The sequence below is a fragment of the Caulobacter sp. AVps18 genome (assembly GCF_058681425.1).
In genome coordinates this window covers 2909254-2928763 of sequence record NZ_CM178737.1, presented here as the reverse complement: position 1 = coordinate 2928763, position 19510 = coordinate 2909254, and the positions used below count along the sequence as shown (strand labels likewise).

Sequence of the window (19510 nt, the reverse complement as noted above, 5' to 3'; positions counted from 1 at the left end):
GTAAGGTCCGTAAGGTCCGTAAGGTCCGTCTTGGCGACCCCGCGTTCGCAATGTTCGAAATTTTCGAGCAAAATGGCATATTTTATTCGGCTGTTTTGACGCCATGGAGCGTGAGACATCCTGCACCACGGCGGCGATGGGGCTGCTGGATCAACCAGGATGGCCCGCCATGACCGGCTTTACGCAAACCGTCGCCGACTTCGTCGCCCATCACGCGGCCTGGGCTGGCTTCTGTCTGGGCCTGATGACCTTCGGCGAATCCATGGTCGTGGTCGGGGCCTTTCTTCCAGCCACCGTGCTCCTGGTCGCGGCCGGCGGCATGATCGCCGCCGGGGTGCTGGATCCGGCACCTGTGCTGACCTGGGCACTCATCGGCGCGATCCTCGGCGACGCGGTTTCCTATGATTTGGGACGGCGGCTCGGCGTTCGCGCACTGCGCCATCCCCTGGCGGTTCGCCACCATCGTCTAGTGGCTCGGACCCGGCTGATGACCGCGCGATTTGGTGCCGCATCCCTGTTCATCGGCCGTTTCGCCGGCCCGCTTCGTGCCTTCATCCCGGTCATGGCCGGGGTCGCACGGATGCCGGCCAAGCGCTTTCACGTGGCCAATACCGGTTCGGCAATCGTTTGGGTCCTGGCCTTTGTGACGCCAGGCTATCTGGCGGGACGCGGTATTTCGGCTGTCAGCCCGGCTCACCTTGGATCGTCGATCCTCGTCCTGCTGGCGGCAGCGGTCGGCGTCGCGGCGCTCATCTTGGTCTGGCGCGCCGGCGGCGGACTGCGTCAGCACCTTGGCACCATGCGCCTTTCCCATTCCGTTGACGCGTCTGGGCCCAGCGCGCGGATGCCGCTGGCCTGCTGAATTGAGGACGCCAGTCGACTAGGCGACCAGCGCGCCGCGGCCGTTTACTCAGCCGGCGACCATGGAGGTCGCGCCCCAATCGTTCAAAAAATTTGATCATAATGCTCTAACTTATTCGGCTTTTCCGAATTCAGTTTCAGCGGCAATTTCGAGGCGTGGACGACGACCTCATCTGGTCCGCCACGCGAAACCAAAGGATCTGAGGACCATGTCCAACACCGTAAATCCGTCTCGTCCGTTCGCCAAGCTTGGCGTCTCCCCGCTACTGGCCGCCACGACTTCGGTCGCCGGACGGTTTCTGCTGGCCAGCCTTTTCCTGATCTCGGGGCTGGGCAAGGTCGCCGCTCCGGCCATGACCATCGGCTACATCCAGTCGGTCGGCCTGCCCTTTCCGCAACTCTCCTACGCTGCGGCCGTCTTCATCGAGATCGGCGGCTCCCTGGCGCTGATCTTCGGCTTCCAGACGCGCCTGGTGGCCCTGGCCATGGCGGGTTTTTCGCTCGTTACCGCCTTGACCTTTCACAACAAGCTGGGCGACCAGAACCAGTTCATCCATTTCTTCAAGAACGTGTCCATCACCGGCGGCCTGTTGCAGGTCGCAGCCTTTGGCGCTGGTCGCTTCAGCTTGGACGCGCTTCGTCGCCGATAGTCGATGCCATCGGTGTCCGATCACGAGAATCGCTCCGGACACCGATTGCTTAGGAAGCGCCTGCCTTGAGTGGACCAAGGTCGCCAGGGCCGGCATCTGAGGAAAACGCGCCGCCAAGGCCTGAATCGACATGATCCGGCCTCATAGATGCTGCACCGCACCATGAGCTGGACATGCCTTCGTCGCCTGCCCGACTCTTGGCCTCCCCCCGCTCGTCCAAGGACTTCAGATGCGCCTGCCCCTGATCCCCCCCGCCGACCTCAGTCCCGAACAACGACGCCTCTACGACGATATGCGCCAGGGCATCGCCGGCCACTTCAACGCCTTTAAGGTCGAGCGCGAGGATGGTGCCCTGATGGGCCCCTGGAACCCCTGGCTGCACGAGCCGGCGATCGGCAAGGCGATCTGGGATCTGACCCTGGCCATGACCGCCAGCGCCGTCCTACCCGACAACGTCCGGCAGATCGCCATCCTGGTGGTCGGGGCGCGCTATGACGCTGCCTACGAGATCTACGCCCACATCGCCGTCGCCGAGCGCGAGGGCATGCCGGCCGAGCGCCTGGCCACCCTGGTCGCCGACCTCAAGCCCAATGACCTGGGCAAGGACGAAAGCGTCGCTTACGATGTGGCCTTCGCCTTGAGCCGCGGCGGCGTCCTGCCCGAACCGCTCTACGCCTTGGCGATCAAGACTTTCGGCCAGCACGGTGCCAACGAGCTGATCTATCTGGTCGGCCTCTACGCCCTGGTCTCAGTGACGCTGAACGGCTTCAACGTTCCGGTTCCCGAACGTGAATAGCCGCCCCAGCCCCAAGCGCCGGAGGGGAGTCGCCCCGCCCGAACAGCCCAAGCCCAACACCACCGCTTTCGAGAGCGTCGCCCTGCTGTTGCAAGGCGGCGGCGCGCTGGGCGCCTATCAGGCAGGGGTCTATGAGGCCCTGCTCGACGCCAAAGTCGAGCCGACCTGGATCGCCGGCATCTCGATCGGCGCGATCAACAGCGCCATCATCGCCGGCAACCCGCGCGAGACACGCGTGGTCCGCTTGCGCGAGTTCTGGGAAGGAGTCAGTCAGCCACACGATGGCGGCTGGGGCAATCTGTGGACCGACCTGCTCAATGGCGACATAGCGCGCTCTTGGGTCAACCAACTGGCAGCTGGCCAGATCATGGCCAAGGGCGTGCCCAGCTTCTTCAAGCCCCGCGTGCCATCGCCGATCCTGACGCCCCCCGGCCTGCCCGGCGCGACCAGCTGGTACGACACCGCAGCCCTGCGCCCCACCCTGGAGCGGCTGATCGACTTCGATCGCATCAACGCCAAGACCATGCGGTTCAGCGTCGGGGCGGTGAACGTCCGCACCGGCAACTTCGCCTATTTCGACAACGAGACCGACGTGATCGGTCCCCAGCACATCATGGCCAGCGGTGCCCTGCCGCCGGCGTTCGACGCTGTGGAGATCGATGGCGAGTTCTACTGGGACGGCGGCCTGATCTCCAACACGCCGCTGGACTGGATTTTGTCGGCCAGGTCGGATCTGGACACCCTGATCTTCCAGGTAGATCTCTGGAGCGCTCGGGGCGTGCTGCCGCGCGACCTGTCCGAAGTGGCGGTGCGGATGAAGGAGGTGCAGTTCTCCAGTCGGACGCGCTCGGCCACCGACAGCTTCAAGAAACTGCAGGCGCTGCGCGCAGCCTTCAACGAACTTCACGCCCAATTGCCGCCCGAGCTGGCGGCCACGCCCCAAGCCCGCCTCCTAGCCGAAGCGTCCGACCCGGCCGTCTACAACATCGTCCAACTGGTCTACCGCTCAGCCACCTATGAGGGTCAGTCGAAGGACTATGAGTTCTCACGCCGGACGATGGAGGAGCACTGGGAGGCGGGGCGTCGCGACGCCTTGATCACCCTGTCCCACCCCGAGGTGCTGGTTCCGCCCGCAGCGGCCCACTCGGTGCAGACCTTCGACTTCATCACGCCCAGACCTGCCTCCTCTTCTGCAAAGGACTGACCGCATGAGCCTGCTCAATAGTTTGCAAGACAAGGTCGCCGTCATCACCGGCGCCGCCAGCGGCATCGGCAAGGACATCGCCAAGGAATTCCTGACCAACGGTGCCAAGGTGGCCATCGCCGACCTCGATATCAACGCGGCAACCGCCACGGCCGCCGCGTTCGACTCCACCGGCGAGCGCGCCTTCGGCGTGGGCATGGATGTCACCGACGAAGCCCAGGTCGACGCCGGCATCGCCGCTGTCGCCACCAAGTTCGGCGGCATCGACATCCTGGTCTCCAACGCCGGCATCCAGATCGTCGGCCCGATCGAGACCTACAAGTTCTCCGACTGGAAGAAGCTCTTGGCGATCCACCTGGACGGCGCCTTCCTGACCACCCGGGCCTGCCTGCAGCACATGTACGCCCAAGGGCGCGGCGGCAGCGTGATCTATATGGGCTCGGTCCACTCCAAGGAGGCCTCGGTGCTCAAGGCGCCCTATGTCACCGCCAAGCACGGGCTGGAAGGCCTGGCCAAGGTGGTGGCCAAGGAAGGCGCCAAGCACGGCGTGCGCGCCAACATCATTTGCCCCGGCTTTGTTCGCACGCCCCTGGTCGACAAGCAGATCCCTGAGCAGGCCAAGGCGTTGGGCATCAGCGAGGACGAGGTCATCAAGACCGTGATGCTGAAAGAAACCGTCGACGGCGAGTTCACCACCGTGGACGACGTCGCCCGCACGGCGGTGTTCCTCGCCGGCTTCCCGACCAATGCCTTGACGGGCCAGTCTGTCGTGGTGAGCCACGGATGGTTCATGCAATAGGACGCGAGCCTGGCGGGCTCTGCTTCCGGCCGCCCACCTCCTTTCGATTTTATAGTGCGAAATGGTCTATTTTATTGGACTTTTCTGGCGATGGCCCCAGCGCGATAGTCTCAATGCTTGGCGACGACCACCAAGGCCTAGCTGGAAATTCGGATCATGTTGCGTCACAACACCACCAAAAACAGCCCTTTGGCGCGTACATACTGGCGTGTTCACGCGATAGTCCGCCGCCTCGACCAGATCATCGATCAGCCATTGACCACAACAGCGGCACGCCCCAAGCTCGCCATGCAATCGTTTGCAAAACGAGGTTGAGCATGCCGGCACATCAGAAATCGGCAACACAGTTCAAACTCTACGCCAGTCATCAGCACCTTTGTGAGGCGGCGAGCGCCGAAAACTTGACGAATGTTCGTCGTGCGTTTGCGAAAATAATTCCCGCCAATGCCGACGGGTTCATTAATGTGACCATTACACACATCTATATTCCCCATATCCATCTATGGCGGAGCCATACGGTTGGGCCGCTGAATATCGAATTGCCATCGAAGGCCGATCGGCAGATTTTCTACCTCCCTGGGCAAGGGAGCGTGACGCTTGAAACGCGCGAGGGAACCCTGGTCTGTGACGGGGCCACTGGCCTGGCGGCCGATATTCAAGCCGTCCAGAAAATCCGCATCGACGAGGAGCGGCTTGGTCTTGGCCTGACTGTGAGCCGTCGAGCCCTCACACACCGCCTGTCCAGCCGACTGGGCGGAGCCCTTCATGGGCCGATCACGTTCGAACCTCAGTTTCGGGGGGACACGGCCGAACTGCTGGGCGTGACGCAAATGCTCAATACGATCTTGGACTCTTCCAGCGCTGGGGCCCTGTTTCATTCCAACGACACGGCCAAGGCGATCTCGACCAGCGTCATAGATCTGCTGCTCGACCACGTTCCCAACAACTACTCACTTGAACTCGATCAAGCCAGCAACGTCGCTTTGCCGGGCTATGTGGCGCGCGCAGTCCACCTCATGAACACAGCGACCGATCTTTCGGTCCTAACGATCGAGGGCGTGGCCAACGCCTGTGGGGTTAGCGTCAGAAAGCTGCAGTATGGCTTTTCGGAGTATCAGCGTGTCAGCCCTATCCTGCACCTGCGCGGACTGCGTCTGCAGAGAGCCCGAAAACTGATCGTGGCCGGCAGCGCACTGTCCCTGTTGCAGATCGCCCAGTCATTGGGCTTCAGCAACTATGCGCGCTTTTCCAAGCAGTACCTTGAGTCGTTTGGCGAAACGCCCAGGCAGACGCGCGACGCCCAAGAGCGTGGCCATTAAGTTTTAGGGGCGGGCTAGGCTTGAATTGACAAACAACCCATCCGAGACAAACAGGCGGGACAGCCGCGCCATGAACCTCTAGGTCCGCGCGGCATGATGCCGATCGCCAGGTGCCTCTCACACCGGCGACTATGACTGTTTTCGCAAGGCAGCATTCGCTGGTCAACGGCTGTACTGATCGTGTCGTCGCCGTCGCCAGGTCCAATAGTAAAGACATTTCGCGAAGATCAGTAGCCGCAGGCGAAAAACTCCCACGCCGTTAAACCTCGTTAACCACCATCTTGCGCAAAGCTTGGCCTGCGATCAACCGATCAACTGAGGCTCGTCAAGATGACATTATCCGCCCCAGAGGCCGCAACTGAAGCGATGAAGGCCCGAGCGCCGTTCGGGCTCATCGCGATCGAGATGCTCGAGCGGATCTTGGATCGCGTCGAGGGGTTCAAGCCGCCTCGCCTTTTTCCCTCAGCTGACGCCCGGGGCTCGGCCGTGGGGCAGGATCGAGGAGGGGTCTTTTAATGCCCGACAAATTGAACCACGAACCCGACGCGATCGGCGTGGAACTGTCGAATATCGACATCATCAAGCTGCATGCCGCCGTGACCATGTCGATCTGTGGCGTGCTTCACGAGAAGGGCCTCGTCAGCAACCAAGAGATGGCGGCCATTCTTAGGGGACAGGTTCGCGCTGCCGATGCCGACCCGTGGACCCATATCGTCCTTGCCATCGCCGAGGCCCTGACCATGCGCACCAAGGCGGAGACGCCAGACCGCTCTCCCCCACCCCAGAGCACCCGGCTCGCGCTGATCGTCGGCGGTCGCGATCAGACCAAGGCTACGAATGATCCCTAGCGATCCCCCCTGGCCAAACCGCGTGGTCGGCCAAGCCGAGCGCATAGAAGGGTGGGTACCTCAGCCGGGTCCAGGGGCAACACCTGAACTCCGCCAAGCCCAAAGCCCCCTACGTAGCAACTATCAGTTCAACCTCAAATATTGAGCAATCTAACCTCGACGCAATCGGTTGCGGTCCAACTCTTTTGAAAAGGGCATATGCGATGATCGACTTCGGAAATCTCCTTGGCGGAAAAGCAGCGGAGAACCTGGCCGCGCTGGATCGCTCCCTTGCCACCATCGAGTTCGACGTCAAGGGCACGATCCTTGATGCCAATGCCAATTTCTGCCAGGCGCTTGGCTACGAGAGATCGGAGATCATCGGAAAACACCACAGTCTATTCGTAGATGTCGAATATCGTCAGAGTCAGGACTATAGAGACTTCTGGGCAAAGCTGGCTCGGGGCGAATTCGACCAGCGCGAATATTTGCGGATCGGCAAGAGCGGGGCCGAGGTCTGGATCCAGGCTTCCTACAACCCCGTGCGCAATGCAGCTGGAAAGGTCACGCGGGTTGTCAAAGTCGCTTCGGTGATCACCGAACAGAAGCAGCGCGCCGCTGAAAACGAAGCCAAGATCGCGGCCATCGACCGCGTTCAGGCTGTCATCGCTTTCACGCCCCAAGGCGTGATCCTCGACGCCAATGATAACTTCCTGCAAGCCCTCGGCTATAGCCTGCCCGAGATCAAGGGCCAACATCACCGGATGTTTGTAGGCTCGGAAGACGCCCGCTCGGCCGACTACGAGACCTTCTGGAAAAAGCTGAATGCCGGCGAATTCGTCGCTGCCGAATTCAAGCGAATTGGCAAGGGTGGGCGGATAGTCTGGATTCAGGCTTCCTACAACCCGGTCTTCGACGCCAGGGGCCGCGTGGCCAAGGTGGTCAAGTTCGCCACCGTGATCACCGGTCGTGTGGAGGCTGTAGAACAACTTGCCAATTCGCTTGAAAGATTGGCGGCCAACGACTTGGCCTACCGAATGACCCAGCCAGTCGATCCTCAGTTCCAGAAGGTGCGCAACGACTTCAATGCCGCTATCAGCGCCCTCGACGAGGCCATGGGGGGAGTCGCCAACGCCACCCAGAGCGTCGGAGCTGGGGCCGATGAGATAAGTGTGGCCTCGGACGATCTGTCCCGCCGCACCGAGCAGCAGGCGGCCAGCCTAGAAGAAACCGCCGCCGCTCTGGATCAGATCACTGCCACGGTCAGGCGTAGCGCCGAGGGCGCCAAGCAAGCCTCGAGCGCAGCCTCAGGAGCCAGGATCGATGCCGAAAGATCCGGGGCGGTGATGCGCGAAGCCGTCTTGGCCATGAACGAGATCGAGCAGAGCTCCGGCCAAATCACCAACATCATCGGGGTGATCGACGAGATCGCCTTCCAGACCAACCTCCTGGCCCTGAACGCCGGGGTGGAAGCCGCCAGAGCCGGCGACGCCGGCAAGGGTTTCGCGGTTGTCGCCCAGGAAGTAAGGGCCCTGGCTCAACGTTCGGCCGAGGCCGCCAAAGAGATCAAGGCGTTGATCGCGAGCTCCTCTTCTCAGGTCGAGCGGGGCGTGAAACTGGTGGGCGACACGCGTCAAGCCCTGACCGGCATCGTCGACAAGGTCGGAACAATCGACGCCTTGATCTTGGAAATCGCGCAGTCTTCCCAGGAGCAATCCACGGGGCTCAATCAGGTCAACGTCGCCGTCAACCAGATGGACCAGGTCACCCAGCAGAACGCCGCCATGGTCGAGCAAGCCACCGCTGCGGCCAGGAATCTCAAGAGCGAAGCAGGTGAATTGGCCCGCCTTGTGGCGCGGTTCCAGACCGGCCAGGCGGCGCGGCCAGCCACGCGCCCCCAGCTGGCTCAGCCAGGGCGGGATGCGCCTGCACCCAATCCCGTGGCGCAGGCGCGGGCGAAGTTGAGCGCCTTCGCCGCCCGTCCTGGCTCGGCGGCCGCCCAAGCGACCGCTACGCAATGGGAGGATTTCTGATGAGCGACTTAGCGCTGGAAGGGCAACTGGAACTGATTTCCTTTGAGATCGGGGGTCAGGAGTTCTGTATCGATATCCGCGCGGTTTGCGAAATCAGGGGCTGGACGGCGGCGACCGCCATGCCGCAGACGCCGGGCTACATGCAGGGGGTAATCAACCTGCGCGGCGTGGTCATGCCGGTGCTTGACCTCGGCAATCGGCTCGGGCTTGGCCAAACCGATCCGTCTTCCCGGCACGTGATCGTCGTGGTCCAGCACGACGATCGGATGGCGGGCTTGGTCGTCGATGCGGTGCAAGAGACTTTCCGGGTCGAGGCGAGCTTGCTGCAAACTCCGCCGCCCATGGGCTCTCTCGCCGACGATCTCTTCGTCGACGCGATCATTCCCCTGAACGGCCGGATGCTCAGCCGGCTGGTGGTGGGCGCGCTCCTGCCCGCCGCGCGACACGCGGCGTGAGGGCGCTATGGAAACTGATCAAGCGTTTGCCCAGAGCCCGGCAGCGGGTCATGCCTGCTGTTCATGTAATGATTATCGCATGGTCGATTATGATCTGAGCGCCTTGACCAGCCTGACCCTGATCTTGGCCTCGATCCTGCTGCGGGAGCGACCGGAGGCCTTCACAAAGGCTCTTCAGCTTGAATACGGGCACCTAAACCTTATAGATCACGGCAACATTCAGGAGCCACCTCTTCTGGTAACACAGCTCTTGGCTCAACTCGCCGCGTGCGCTGACGAGCTACAGACCGCCGCCGATGGAATCGACATCGAGGCGCCGGGAGGATGAACCAAGCCAGGCGATGATCGTAGCGCTGGCTGGGTGCCCCCGGGGAGGTTCTGTCCACGTGTAGTCGGTATGGGCTCGGCCCACGCCAAGGCGTGCCTCATAGCTCAAGGTGCCCGATGTATCCGCCAAACACGGGCTGGAAGGCCTGACCAAGGTGGTGGCCATGGAGGGTGCAAAACACGGCGTGCGCACCAACATCATCTGGCCCAGCTTTATCCGCATACCCCTGATCGACCAGCAGATCCCATAGCAGGCCAAGGCTTTGGGCATCAGCGAGGATGAAGTCATAAGGAGCGTGATGCTTAAGGAAGCTGTCGACGGCGAGTTCACCACTGTGGAAGACGTTGCCTGCACCTCAGTGCTCCACGCCGGCTTCCCGACTAACGCCCTGACGGGCCGGTCTGTGTTGGTGAGCCATAGATGGTTGATGCGGTAGGACGCGAGCCTGGCGGGCTCTGCTACCGGCACCGAAATAATTCGATTTTATAGCGCAAAAGCATCGATTTTATTCGGCTTTTCAGGCGATAACGGCAGCGCAATAGTGGCAGTGCCTGGAGACAACCACCGGGGCCTAGCTGGAAAGTCGGATCATGTTCCGTCCCAACACTACCAAGAATAGCCCTTTGACGCGCATGCGCTGGCGCTTTCGCGCTTTGATCCGCCGCCTCGACCAGATCTGCGCCCATGCCGCCGACGGCGATAACGCCGTGCGAGGCCTTAGCCCCGACACTCCGTTGCATCCTTGGGGAAGCGGCGTTCGTGGTCAGGTGGGCTATCCGGATCAGGAGTTAACCGCAGAAAGGCATGCGCCGAGCCGACTGGACCTGCGCCTGGCCCCCTAGTGTCGCACCTTCACGCTACGGCGGTGGCGTGATTGCGGGGAAATCCTGAAATCGTCGCCTAGGACACTTCTTGCGATTAGCGCCGAAAGATCCCTTGACCGGCTCCCATAAACGTAATAGTGACGATTACACACAAGCGGAATTCACTATGCCCACGAGCACACGGGTGCTGGCAGTCTAACGCTAACTTATCTCCACTACGGGCGAAACGCGCCGATCAGAGTGGAGACGACGTGAAACCCATCTCGTTCAAGCGCCACCGTTTCCCTTCGTCGGGGTCGTGTCCCGGGACGTGGTGTAGCTCGTTGGCGATAGCGTAGCCGCTCGCGACGCGCGCCTTCCCCATGGCGCCGTAGCGAGCGAGCGGCGTAGCGGTGGTCATCCACGATCTTCGGTAGGGTTGGGTTGCGAAGCTCAACCTGAACCAAGGACCGAAGATGACCGAAGACACAATCGCCCTTCGCGGGCTGATGGAGAAGAGCGGCGACAGCGATTTTCTACGCGAGATGATCGGGTTCGCCGCCCAACGCCTTATGGAGCTGGAGGTGGGCGGCCTGACTGGGGCTGCGCACGGCGAGAAGAGCCCCGAGCGGCTGGCGCAGCGCAACGGCTACCGCGATCGCGACTGGGAGACGCGGGCGGGCACGGTGGAACTGCGGATCCCAAAGCTTCGCAAGGGCTCCTACTTTCCGGGCTTCTTGGAGCCGCGGCGGCTGGCCGAGAAGGCACTGACCGCGGTGATCCAGGAGGCCTACATCCAGGGGATCTCGACCCGCTCGGTGGATGACCTGGTCAAGGCGATGGGCATGAGCGGCATCTCCAAGAGCCAGGTCTCGCGGCTCTGCGAGGAGATCGACGAGCGCGTCCAGGCCTTCCTGACCCGGCCGATCGAGGGCGACTGGCCCTACCTGTGGATCGACGCCACCTATGTGAAAGACCGCACCGCCGGGCGTATCGTGTCCAAGGCCGTCATCGTCGCCGTGGGCGTCAACGCCGATGGCCGGCGCGAGGTGCTGGGCCTGGCGGTGGGCCCTTCCGAGGCCGAGACGTTCTGGACGGACTTCCTCAGAAGCCTGGCCCGGCGCGGCCTGCGGGGCGTCAAGCTGGTGACCTCCGACGCCCACGAGGGTATCAAGGCGTCGGTCTCCAAAATCATGAACTGCACTTGGCAGCGTTGCCGCGTCCACTTCATGCGCAATGTCATGGCTCACGCCGGCAAGAGCGGTCGCGCCATGGTCTCGGCCTTCATCGGCACGGCCTTCGCCCAGGACGACGCCCAGGCCGCCAAGACCCAATGGCGCGGCGTCGCCGACCAACTGCGGCCCAAACTCCCCAAGCTGGCCGGCTTCCTCGACCAGGCCGAGACCGATGTCCTGGCCTACATGACCTTCCCCGCCGCCCACCGCACCAAGTTGCACTCCACAAACTCCCTGGAGCGGCTCAATGGCGAGATCAAACGCCGGACAGAGGTCGTAGGCATCTTCCCCAACGAGGCCGCCATCATCCGGCTCGTCGGCGCCATTCTGCTCGAGCAGAACGACGAATGGGCCGTCCAACGATGCCGCTACATGACCCTGGAAAGTGTCGCTCCCTTGAGCGATGATCCCATCGTCAGCCTGCCCATCATGGCGGCCTGACCAATCCGGCTCAGCCGGAGAGCGCGGTGATCACGCCGACGCAGTTACACCACGCGATGGGACACGACCTTCGTCGGTGATCCTCCAGGCGGTTCGGCTCTATTTCCGCTTCACCCTAAGCATCCGCGACGTCGAGGAATTGATGGCCGAACGCGGCGTCGAGGTCAGCCGCGAGGCCATTCGATGCTGGGTCAACAAGTTCGGCTCGTCGATCGCCTCAAATCTGCGGCGCGGCCGTTCTACGCCAACCGGTCGATGGCACCTGGACGAGGTCGTGGCCAAGATCGGCGGGCGGCGGATGTTCATCTGGCGCGCGGTCGACGACGAAGGCGAAGTCCTCGATGTCCTGGTCCAAAAGCGACGCAACAAGAAGGCCGCCCTGAAGCTGCTGTATCGGCTCCTGCGCAACACCGGCGTCTCGCCCGGGGTGATCGTCACCGATAAGCTGGCGTCGTACCGCGCGGCGATGAAGATGCTCGGGCTGCAAGACCGTCATCATCCCGGCGGGATGCGCCAGAACAATCGCGCCGAAAACTCCCATCTGGTCATCCGACGACGAGAACGAAAGCAGCAGAAGTTCAAATCCCAGGGCTCAGCCCAACGCTTCCTCGCCAGCCACGGACCAATCTACAACGCCTTTAACCTCCAGCCTCACCTCATCTCCCGGCCCGGGCTCCGAACGCTCCGAGCCAAGGCGGAGCTTGCCTGGGCGGCGGCCACCGCCGCGGCCTAGCTATCCCCTCCCCCGCACCTATCGCGGCCGACGGCGGTTAACTTGTCAGTTCCCAAAAAACAACGCGACACCGCCAGCGCGGACGCCGACCGCGCCGAGCGCGCCATCGACCGCCTCGGCCCGATCATCACGCCTCAACTGCTGACGCAATTCGCCGACGCGACACGAAAGGCGCTGCGGAATGAGGACGGCACGTTCCGCCGTGAAATCCTGCGCGCCATCGCGCAGCGCGTCGAGATCAAGTCGAAGGTGGAGTTGGAAGTCGCCGGCTGCCAGGTCGAACTGTTTCGATCCCTGGCGGCTTGGAACGGCGTGAAGGCTGCGGCGCTCGCAATTCCTTCTCGTGTACCGGAGTGGCGCGCCCTGCTGGATTCGAACCAGCGACCGCTCGCTTAGAAGGCGAGTGCTCTATCCAGCTGAGCTAAGGGCGCGGACCTGGCGCGAGCCTGGACCGGAAGATCAGTGGGTCCAGGGCTGCCGGCGGCCGGCGGCGAAGTTGTCGGCATAGGCTTTGATGATACGCTTGGGCGTCTTGGGCTCGAACAGCTGGAAGGCCAGGCCGTGCTTCTGGGCGTAGGCCACGGCCTCTTCGCGGGTTTCGAAGGTCAAGCGAACCTGACCGTTCATGTCGCTGGATTGAGTCCAGCCCATCAGCGGGTCAGAGTTGCGCGCCGAGGCCGGTTCGAACTCGAGCAGCCAATCCTTGGTCTTGGCCTTGCCCGACTGCATGGCGGTCTTGGCGGGGCGATAGATGCGAGCCAGCATGAATCTCTCCAAAGGCCGAAAGTCCTGTCGATGGTCGGAGCGGCAGGATTTGAACCTGCGACCCTCTGGTCCCAAACCAGATGCGCTACCAGGCTGCGCTACGCTCCGAAACATCGGCAGGCGCGTGCTCTACAGGGGTTCGTCGCCGGGAGCAAACAGGAACGCGTCAAATCGACAACGATCATCCCTTGGGAAAGATCCGGTGCAGCACGCGGTCGCCCGGCAAGACACCCAACTGCCCCGCCCTCCCCCCGGCGATCTCCAGAACACCCAGCACCAGGCCGCCGGACGGCATCGGGGTCTCGTCATGAGGACGGGCGTTGCGAACGATGGACAGCACCTTGCCGCTGGGCGCGATGTACAGGATATCCAGCGCGATCAGCGTGTTCTTCATCCAGAACGCCGCCGCCTGCGGCTTCATATAGGTGAAGAGCATGCCCCGATCCGGCGCCAGGCTCTTGCGGAACATCAGGCCCTGACGTTGCTGGGCCGGTGTAGCCGCAATCTCGACCTGGAAGCGGGCCCGGCCCTTGCTGGTGACGATTTCAAGCGTTTCCAGCGCCCCGGACGGCTTGGCCCCGGACGGCTTGGCCAAGGCCCTGCTGCTGGCCAGGGACGCCAACAGTCCGGCGACAAGTGTGCGCCTCTGGATCGGATCGCTCAACGCCACGCAAGCCTCGCCTCAAACGCGCCCGCACTCAGGCGCTGACCAGACAGCCTAGCCTGACGATCACGGCGTCGGAAAGGCCCTTGGCGCGGTCAGGCCTCGCCGGGCGTGATCTCCGCGACCACAAGGCCCTTGGGACCCTTGGCGAAGCGCACCAGCACATCGTCGCCAGGCTGCAGGTCTTCCAGACCGCCGCGACGCAGGGTTTCGATATGCACAAAGATATCGCCCGGCTCGGCGTCGCGCACGACAAAGCCATATCCCTTGGTGCGATTGAACCACTTGACCTTGGCGTGCTCGGCCGGCCCCTCCGGGGTCAAGGCCTGGCGACCGCCGCTGCTGTCGATACCCGTGCGGCAACCACCACCCATGCCATCACGCTCGCGACGCGGCGGCGCGTCGGCGAAGGTGCGGCGAGGCCGATCCAAAGGACTGGGCGCAGAGGTCTCGTCGAGATCGACGACCTCGCTGACCTGCCAGCCCTTGGGGCGACGCACCACGTCGCAAACGATCACCGCCCCTTCCAGCGCCGTCTCGCGTCCGCAGTTGCGCAGCGAGGTCACATGAAGAAGCACGTCCTTGAGACCGGTCTGGCCGGGATCATCTGGAACGATGAACCCATACCCCTTGCCGGCGTCGAACCATTTAATGCGACCGCTAATCCGCACGAGATCCTCGTGCGCGGCCACCGCGTCGAAATCGTAACCAGACATTCCGCCCCTCTGGCTCGCCCAATCAGCCCATCGGAGCGAGCACCACAGGAAGAACAGTGTTCTCGCGTAAGGAGAGCCGTCAATGGCGAATTCGCCTCAAACGCATGCGACAGCGACCTCCGCGACATTTCGTCGCGGAAACAAGGTTGCAACAATTTTGAAATGCAGGTGGCGGTGGTAGTCCCTAGGGGAGTCGAACCCCTCTCTCCAGAATGAAAATCTGGCGTCCTAACCGATAGACGAAGGGACCACATCAGCGTCCGTGGACGAAGACATCGTCAGGTAGTCAAAATCTAGACCTCGCGGGTGGTAGTCCCTAGGGGAGTCGAACCCCTCTCTCCAGAATGAAAATCTGGCGTCCTAACCGATAGACGAAGGGACCACGGCCCCGCGAGGAAGCGGGTGTATAGCCGCGCACTTGTGGACACGCAACCCGCTCGGGAGCATTTTTTCAGCAGTGTCCCAACGGCATGCCGCAGCCATTCCCCAGTCAACGCGCCCTTGGCGGGAACCACCAATCAGATCAGAGCCTTAGGTGAAATTCGGCTTAGTCCTCGGCCTGCCGCGCCCGGGGGTCAGCGGCGTCCTCGATCTCCAACTGGACCCCGTTGCGGCCCATATAGTCGTCAGGCTTGAGTCGTCCGGCCACGTGCAGCGAGCCGCCGCCCATCAGCAGCCTGCGCCCCAGATCCGTTTCGGCACTGCGCCAGGAGATCGCCTTCAATCGCTCACCGGTAGGTCCGACGAGGTCCATGCGAACATGGCCCCCCTTCAGCGCCATCACCCTGTCGGGACGCACATCAGTCAGGGCGAACATCGGCTCGGGATTGCCGGGACCGAAGGGGGCCAGGCGCTGAAAATCCTCATAAAGGGCACGGTCGGCACCGCGCGGATGAACCAGGGCGTCTATCTCGACCGCCTCGGGCCCCACGGCCTCCATTTCGCCCGCCAGGCGCTCCTCAAGAAAGGCGCGCAGCTCGGGAATCGATTCGGGACGGATGCTGAGGCCCGCCGCCATGGCGTGGCCGCCGCCAGACATCAGCAGCCCCGCCTCGAACGCCGCCTGGATCGCAGCGCCCAGATTGACCCCGGGCTGCGACCGCCCCGAGCCCTTGCCGACATTGGCCGCCCGGTCGATGCCGATCACTACGACAGGCTTTCGATAGCGCTCGCGCAGTCGCCCCGCGACGATGCCGATGACCCCGGGGTGCCATCCCTCCCCGGCCACCACGATCACCGAGGCGTTGGGGTCGAAGTTGCTGCCATGCTCTAGAACCGCTGCGGCTTCCTCGACCACGGCCGCCTCAACGGCCTTGCGTTCGGTGTTGAGGGCGTCGAGTTCCTCGGCCAGCATCCTGGCCTCCTCAGGATCGTCCGTAGACAGCAGGCGCGCGCCGAGATCGGAACGGCCGATGCGCCCCCCGGCATTGATACGCGGCCCCAGGATAAAGCCGGCATGAAACACCGAAGCCGGCCCCGAACCCTTGCCCACCTCGAACAGCGCCTTGAGGCCAGGATTGCCCCAGTTGGACATGGTGCGCAGGCCCAGGGTCGTCAGGGCACGGTTAAAACCGACCAGTTGCGTGACGTCGCAAACCTCGCCCATGGCCACCAGGTCCAGCCATTGGCGCGGATCGGGCTGTGGGCGTTCCTCGGTAAACAGCCCACGCTTTCGGGCTTCTCGATTAAGGGCCGTCAGCAGCACGAAGGTCACGCCGGCGGCCGCCAGCACGCCCTGCCCGCTCTGACAGCCAGGGCGGTTGGGGTTGACCACGGCGGCGGCGGCCGGCGGATCCTCACGCATCAGGTGGTGGTCAATGACCACGACCTCCAGCCCGATAGTGGCCGCGCTGGCGATGGCGTCGTAGGCCGCCGCGCCGCAGTCCAGCGTCACGACCAGTTCGGCCCCTGTGTCGCGGATGGTCTTGAAGGCCGCCGGGCTGGGGCCATAGCCCTCGGTCAAGCGATCCGGGATGTAGATGGGCAGTTCGACGCCCATATGCCGGAACCAGCGAACCAGTTGCGCGGCGCTGGTGGCACCGTCCACATCATAGTCGGCGAAGACCATGGTCGAACGGCCGGCTTCCAGCGCATCGATCAGGATCTCGGCCGCCCGGTCCATATCGGTAAAGCTGGAGGGATCGGGAAACAGCGCCTTGAGCGTCGGCGTCAGATAGTTGTCGGCGCCGTCCAGTCCGACACCCCGCGCGGCCAGCGCCCGGGCCAGGGGCTCGGACAGTCCATGGGACTGCTGATGCCCCCTAACCACGGCCGGATCGGCCGCACGAGCCCGCCAGGCCCGGCCACTGAGCGAGCGGGAAACGCCCAGAAAGGCTTCGGAAATCAGCTCTGCATGACCATCAGCCGCCATCGCTCAGCCTTTCCAGACAAGGGAACGGCCAGCGACGCGTGAGTTGAGGTGGTCAGACATCGCGAAAGCTTATCGCGCCTGACGGATTCGCTCCATGCGGCGCGCGCCCATCATCAGCAAGCGCCTCAGGTAGGACGGGTCTCGCTACGAACACGGCGCTTCATGCGCACTTCGCGCACCGTGCCGGTCGAAGAGTTCATCACCAGCGTATGGGTGTGGACGAAGCCGTCCTTGTAGGTGACGCCCTCCAGCAGCGCGCCCCATGTCACGCCTGTCGCGGCGAAGATCGCATCGGCCCGAACGATGTCGTGCAGGTCATACTTCTTGTCGAGCTCGGTTATGCCCCACTTGGCGGCGCGCGCGCGCTCGTCGGCGTTGCGGAACAGCAGGCGGCCCTGGAACTGCCCGCCGACGCACTTGAGGGCTGCGCAGGCCAGCACGCCCTCGGGCGCCCCGCCGGAGCCGACATAGAGGTCGATGCCTGTCGATGGGTCGGTGGTGTTGATCACGCCCGCCACATCGCCGTCGGTGATCAGGTGAACGCGAGCGCCGGCGGAGCGCACGGAGGCGATGATCTCGGCATGTCGCGGGCGGTCAAGAACGCAAACCGTGATTTCTGAGGCCGCTACGCCCTTGGCGGTGGCCAGGGCCTGAACGTTCTCGGCCGGGGTCTTGTCCAGGTCGATCAGGCCGGGCGAATAGCCGGGGCCGCAGGCGATCTTGTCCATATAGGTGTCCGGCGCGTTCAGCAGAGTGCCCTTGGGCGCCCAGGCCATGACGGCCAGCGCATTGGGCATGGCCTTGGCCGCCAGGGTGGTGCCTTCCAGCGGATCCAGGGCGATATCGATCGCCGGGCCGCCCTTGCCGACCTTTTCGCCGATATAGAGCATCGGCGCTTCATCGCGCTCGCCCTCGCCGATGACGATCTCGCCATCGATGTTCAGTTCGTTGAGGGTGTTGCGCATGGCGTCAACGGCGGCCTGGTCGGCGGCCATCTCGTCGCCACGTCCCACCATCGTCCAGGATGCAATGGCGGCGGCCTCTGTCACGCGGACAGCATCCAGGACCAGCGAACGGTCCAGGGTCTTCGAACTCATCAGTCTCTCCCAGCCCGTGACGAGGCTTGTTCCCTATGGCGTCTTGGACCGCCTTGCCGACGGCTTTTTAGATGCGCGCAACGCGCAACAGACGCGGACGCTCTAGCACGGCCCGAAGCTTTTCGATGCGCGCAATTGCGTCCAGGAGATTGGATTCAGGAGTCGCATGCGTGACGAGCACAATGGGCACCCCGCCCGCGCCCTCGACAGGCTTTTGCAGGAAACTGTCAATCGACACGCCACATTCGGCCAGGGTTTCGGAGATGGCAGCGATGGCTCCCGGCTCATCGCGGACCATGATCCGCAGATAGGCCTTACCGACGGTGCGGGTGGGATCGACGGCTACGAACGGTTTCAGATCTCCAGCCGGGGCCTGGAACACCGGACGCACTGCCATGGTCATCACATCGGCGATATCTGCGGCGACGGCGGCGGCAGTGGGGCCCGCGCCCGCTCCAGGGCCTTGCAGGAAAATGCGGCCCACCCGCCGGCCTTCGATGAACAGCGCATTGAGCGCGCCACCGGCCTGGGCCAGCGGATGCTCCAGCGGAGCCAGCGAGGGATGCACCTTCACCGCGACGCCGTCGGCGGTACGTGAGGCCGAGGCGACCAGCTTGATCCGGTAGCCCAGATCCTTGGCCAGCTTGATGTCCAGCAGTTCAACCGCCTCGATGCCTTCGATCTCGGCGGCGGCAAAATTGGGCGCGCAGCCAAAGGCCAGGGCGGCGAGGATGGTGATCTTGTGACCGGCGTCGAAGCCGCCGACATCCATCGTCGGGTCGGCCTCGGCATAGCCCAGGGCCTGGGCCTCGCGCAGCACATCGGCGAACGAGCGGCCGGTCTTCTCCATCTCGCTGAGGATAAAGTTGCAAGTGCCGTTCAGGATGCCGGCCACCGAGTCGATGTCGTCACCGACCATGGCTTCGCGCATCAGCTTCACGGCGGGCACGCCGCCCATGACAGCCGCTTCGAACAGCAGCGGCACGCCCTGCGACTCAGCCAGGGCGGCAAGTTCGGCACCGTGCTCGGCGATCAGGGCCTTGTTGGCGGTAACGACGGGCTTGCCGGCCTTCAGGGCAGTTTCGACAGCGGCCTTGGCCGGACCATCACTACCGCCGACCAGTTCGACGAAGAGGTCGATATCGGGAGAACCCGCCAGGGCGACCGGATCATCGAACCAGGCCAGGCCCGAGATGTCGATCGTGCGAGGCCGTGAGCGTGAACGGGCCGAAACTGCCGTGACCACGGCGCTGTCACCGGCAGGCGCGAAATTGGGGCGCTCGGCCAGGAACTGCAAAAGCCCGCCACCGACCGTGCCAAGTCCCGCGACGCCGACTCGCCAGGTTTTCTTCGTCATCTTCACGTCCTATCGCGGGATCGGGACGGCCCGACTACGGTGCCGCCCCGATTTTG

Annotated in this window: 19 protein-coding genes and 4 tRNA genes; 13 read left to right on the top strand and 10 right to left on the bottom strand. The window is 63.5% G+C overall.

Translation table 11 applies throughout. The features are described 5' to 3' along the window. Positions 1–169 precede the first annotated feature (169 nt). From ACW179_RS13475 to ACW179_RS13415, 13 genes are all read left to right on the top strand, one after another. On the top strand, positions 170–862 hold the full coding sequence (locus tag ACW179_RS13475) for a DedA family protein (RefSeq protein ID WP_492059992.1): 693 nt from the start codon (positions 170–172) through the stop codon (positions 860–862). 208 nt (positions 863–1070) lie between these two features. Next, positions 1071–1511, top strand: coding sequence for a DoxX family protein (locus tag ACW179_RS13470; RefSeq protein ID WP_492059991.1), 441 nt, complete (start codon positions 1071–1073; stop codon positions 1509–1511). Positions 1512–1740: 229 nt separating this feature from the next. Beyond that, a complete protein-coding gene (locus ACW179_RS13465) occupies positions 1741–2307 on the top strand; it encodes a carboxymuconolactone decarboxylase family protein (protein ID WP_492059990.1) in 567 nt (188 codons plus the stop codon). Next, positions 2300–3511 carry a patatin-like phospholipase family protein gene (locus tag ACW179_RS13460; protein WP_492059989.1) on the top strand — a complete coding sequence of 404 codons (1212 nt, stop codon included), beginning with the start codon at positions 2300–2302 and terminating at the stop codon, positions 3509–3511. Before ACW179_RS13465 ends, ACW179_RS13460 begins: the two co-directional genes overlap by 8 nt. 4 nt (positions 3512–3515) lie before the next feature. Continuing rightward, positions 3516–4310, top strand: coding sequence for a 3-hydroxybutyrate dehydrogenase (locus ACW179_RS13455; protein WP_492059988.1), 795 nt, complete (start codon positions 3516–3518; stop codon positions 4308–4310). A 317-nt stretch (positions 4311–4627) separates the two neighbouring features. Continuing rightward, positions 4628–5629, top strand: coding sequence for an AraC family transcriptional regulator (locus tag ACW179_RS13450; protein ID WP_492059987.1), 1002 nt, complete (start codon positions 4628–4630; stop codon positions 5627–5629). Positions 5630–6144: 515 nt separating this feature from the next. Next, complete coding sequence (locus tag ACW179_RS13445) at positions 6145–6477, top strand: hypothetical protein (protein ID WP_492059986.1); 333 nt, start codon at positions 6145–6147, stop codon at positions 6475–6477. Between the two features lie 203 nt (positions 6478–6680). Next, entirely contained in the window at positions 6681–8489 is a 1809-nt protein-coding gene (locus ACW179_RS13440; RefSeq protein WP_492059985.1) for a methyl-accepting chemotaxis protein, read from the top strand. After that, positions 8489–8944, top strand: a complete 456-nt coding sequence (locus ACW179_RS13435; RefSeq protein WP_492059984.1) for a chemotaxis protein CheW — start codon at positions 8489–8491, stop codon at positions 8942–8944. Before ACW179_RS13440 ends, ACW179_RS13435 begins: the two co-directional genes overlap by 1 nt. 7 nt (positions 8945–8951) lie before the next feature. Continuing rightward, complete coding sequence (locus ACW179_RS13430; RefSeq protein ID WP_492059983.1) at positions 8952–9272, top strand: hypothetical protein; 321 nt, start codon at positions 8952–8954, stop codon at positions 9270–9272. Positions 9273–9381: 109 nt separating this feature from the next. Beyond that, the gene (locus tag ACW179_RS13425; protein WP_492059982.1) at positions 9382–9522 is read left to right on the top strand and encodes an SDR family oxidoreductase; all 141 of its coding nucleotides are present in this window, start codon (positions 9382–9384) and stop codon (positions 9520–9522) included. A gap of 1029 nt (positions 9523–10551) precedes the next feature. Further along, positions 10552–11751: an IS256 family transposase gene (locus ACW179_RS13420; protein WP_492059584.1), complete on the top strand. Its 1200-nt coding sequence runs from the start codon at positions 10552–10554 to the stop codon at positions 11749–11751. 76 nt (positions 11752–11827) lie between these two features. Next, complete coding sequence (locus ACW179_RS13415; RefSeq protein ID WP_492059981.1) at positions 11828–12484, top strand: IS6 family transposase; 657 nt, start codon at positions 11828–11830, stop codon at positions 12482–12484. Between the two features lie 354 nt (positions 12485–12838). Here ACW179_RS13415 and ACW179_RS13410 read toward each other — a convergent pair. From ACW179_RS13410 to ACW179_RS13365, 10 genes are all read right to left on the bottom strand, one after another. Then, a tRNA-Arg gene (locus ACW179_RS13410) sits at positions 12839–12915 on the bottom strand. A 28-nt stretch (positions 12916–12943) separates the two neighbouring features. Next, positions 12944–13249 (bottom strand): ETC complex I subunit, encoded by a 306-nt coding sequence (locus ACW179_RS13405; RefSeq protein WP_492059980.1) that lies wholly within the window; start codon positions 13247–13249, stop codon positions 12944–12946. Between the two features lie 31 nt (positions 13250–13280). Next, positions 13281–13357: transfer RNA gene (locus ACW179_RS13400), tRNA-Pro, on the bottom strand. Positions 13358–13430: 73 nt separating this feature from the next. Next, positions 13431–13919 (bottom strand): DUF192 domain-containing protein, encoded by a 489-nt coding sequence (locus tag ACW179_RS13395; RefSeq protein ID WP_492059979.1) that lies wholly within the window; start codon positions 13917–13919, stop codon positions 13431–13433. Between the two features lie 89 nt (positions 13920–14008). Next, entirely contained in the window at positions 14009–14629 is a 621-nt protein-coding gene (gene cspD, locus ACW179_RS13390; RefSeq protein WP_492059978.1) for a stationary phase survival cold shock domain protein CspD, read from the bottom strand. A gap of 175 nt (positions 14630–14804) precedes the next feature. Beyond that, positions 14805–14879, bottom strand: a tRNA-Glu gene (locus tag ACW179_RS13385). 57 nt (positions 14880–14936) lie between these two features. Further along, a tRNA-Glu gene (locus tag ACW179_RS13380) sits at positions 14937–15011 on the bottom strand. A 165-nt stretch (positions 15012–15176) separates the two neighbouring features. Continuing rightward, the gene (recJ, locus tag ACW179_RS13375) at positions 15177–17000 is read right to left on the bottom strand and encodes a single-stranded-DNA-specific exonuclease RecJ (protein WP_492059977.1); all 1824 of its coding nucleotides are present in this window, start codon (positions 16998–17000) and stop codon (positions 15177–15179) included. Between the two features lie 125 nt (positions 17001–17125). Continuing rightward, on the bottom strand, positions 17126–18097 hold the full coding sequence (gene glpX, locus ACW179_RS13370; RefSeq protein WP_492059976.1) for a class II fructose-bisphosphatase: 972 nt from the start codon (positions 18095–18097) through the stop codon (positions 17126–17128). 67 nt (positions 18098–18164) lie between these two features. Beyond that, positions 18165–19454 (bottom strand): homoserine dehydrogenase, encoded by a 1290-nt coding sequence (locus tag ACW179_RS13365; RefSeq protein ID WP_492059975.1) that lies wholly within the window; start codon positions 19452–19454, stop codon positions 18165–18167. Positions 19455–19510 lie beyond the last annotated feature (56 nt).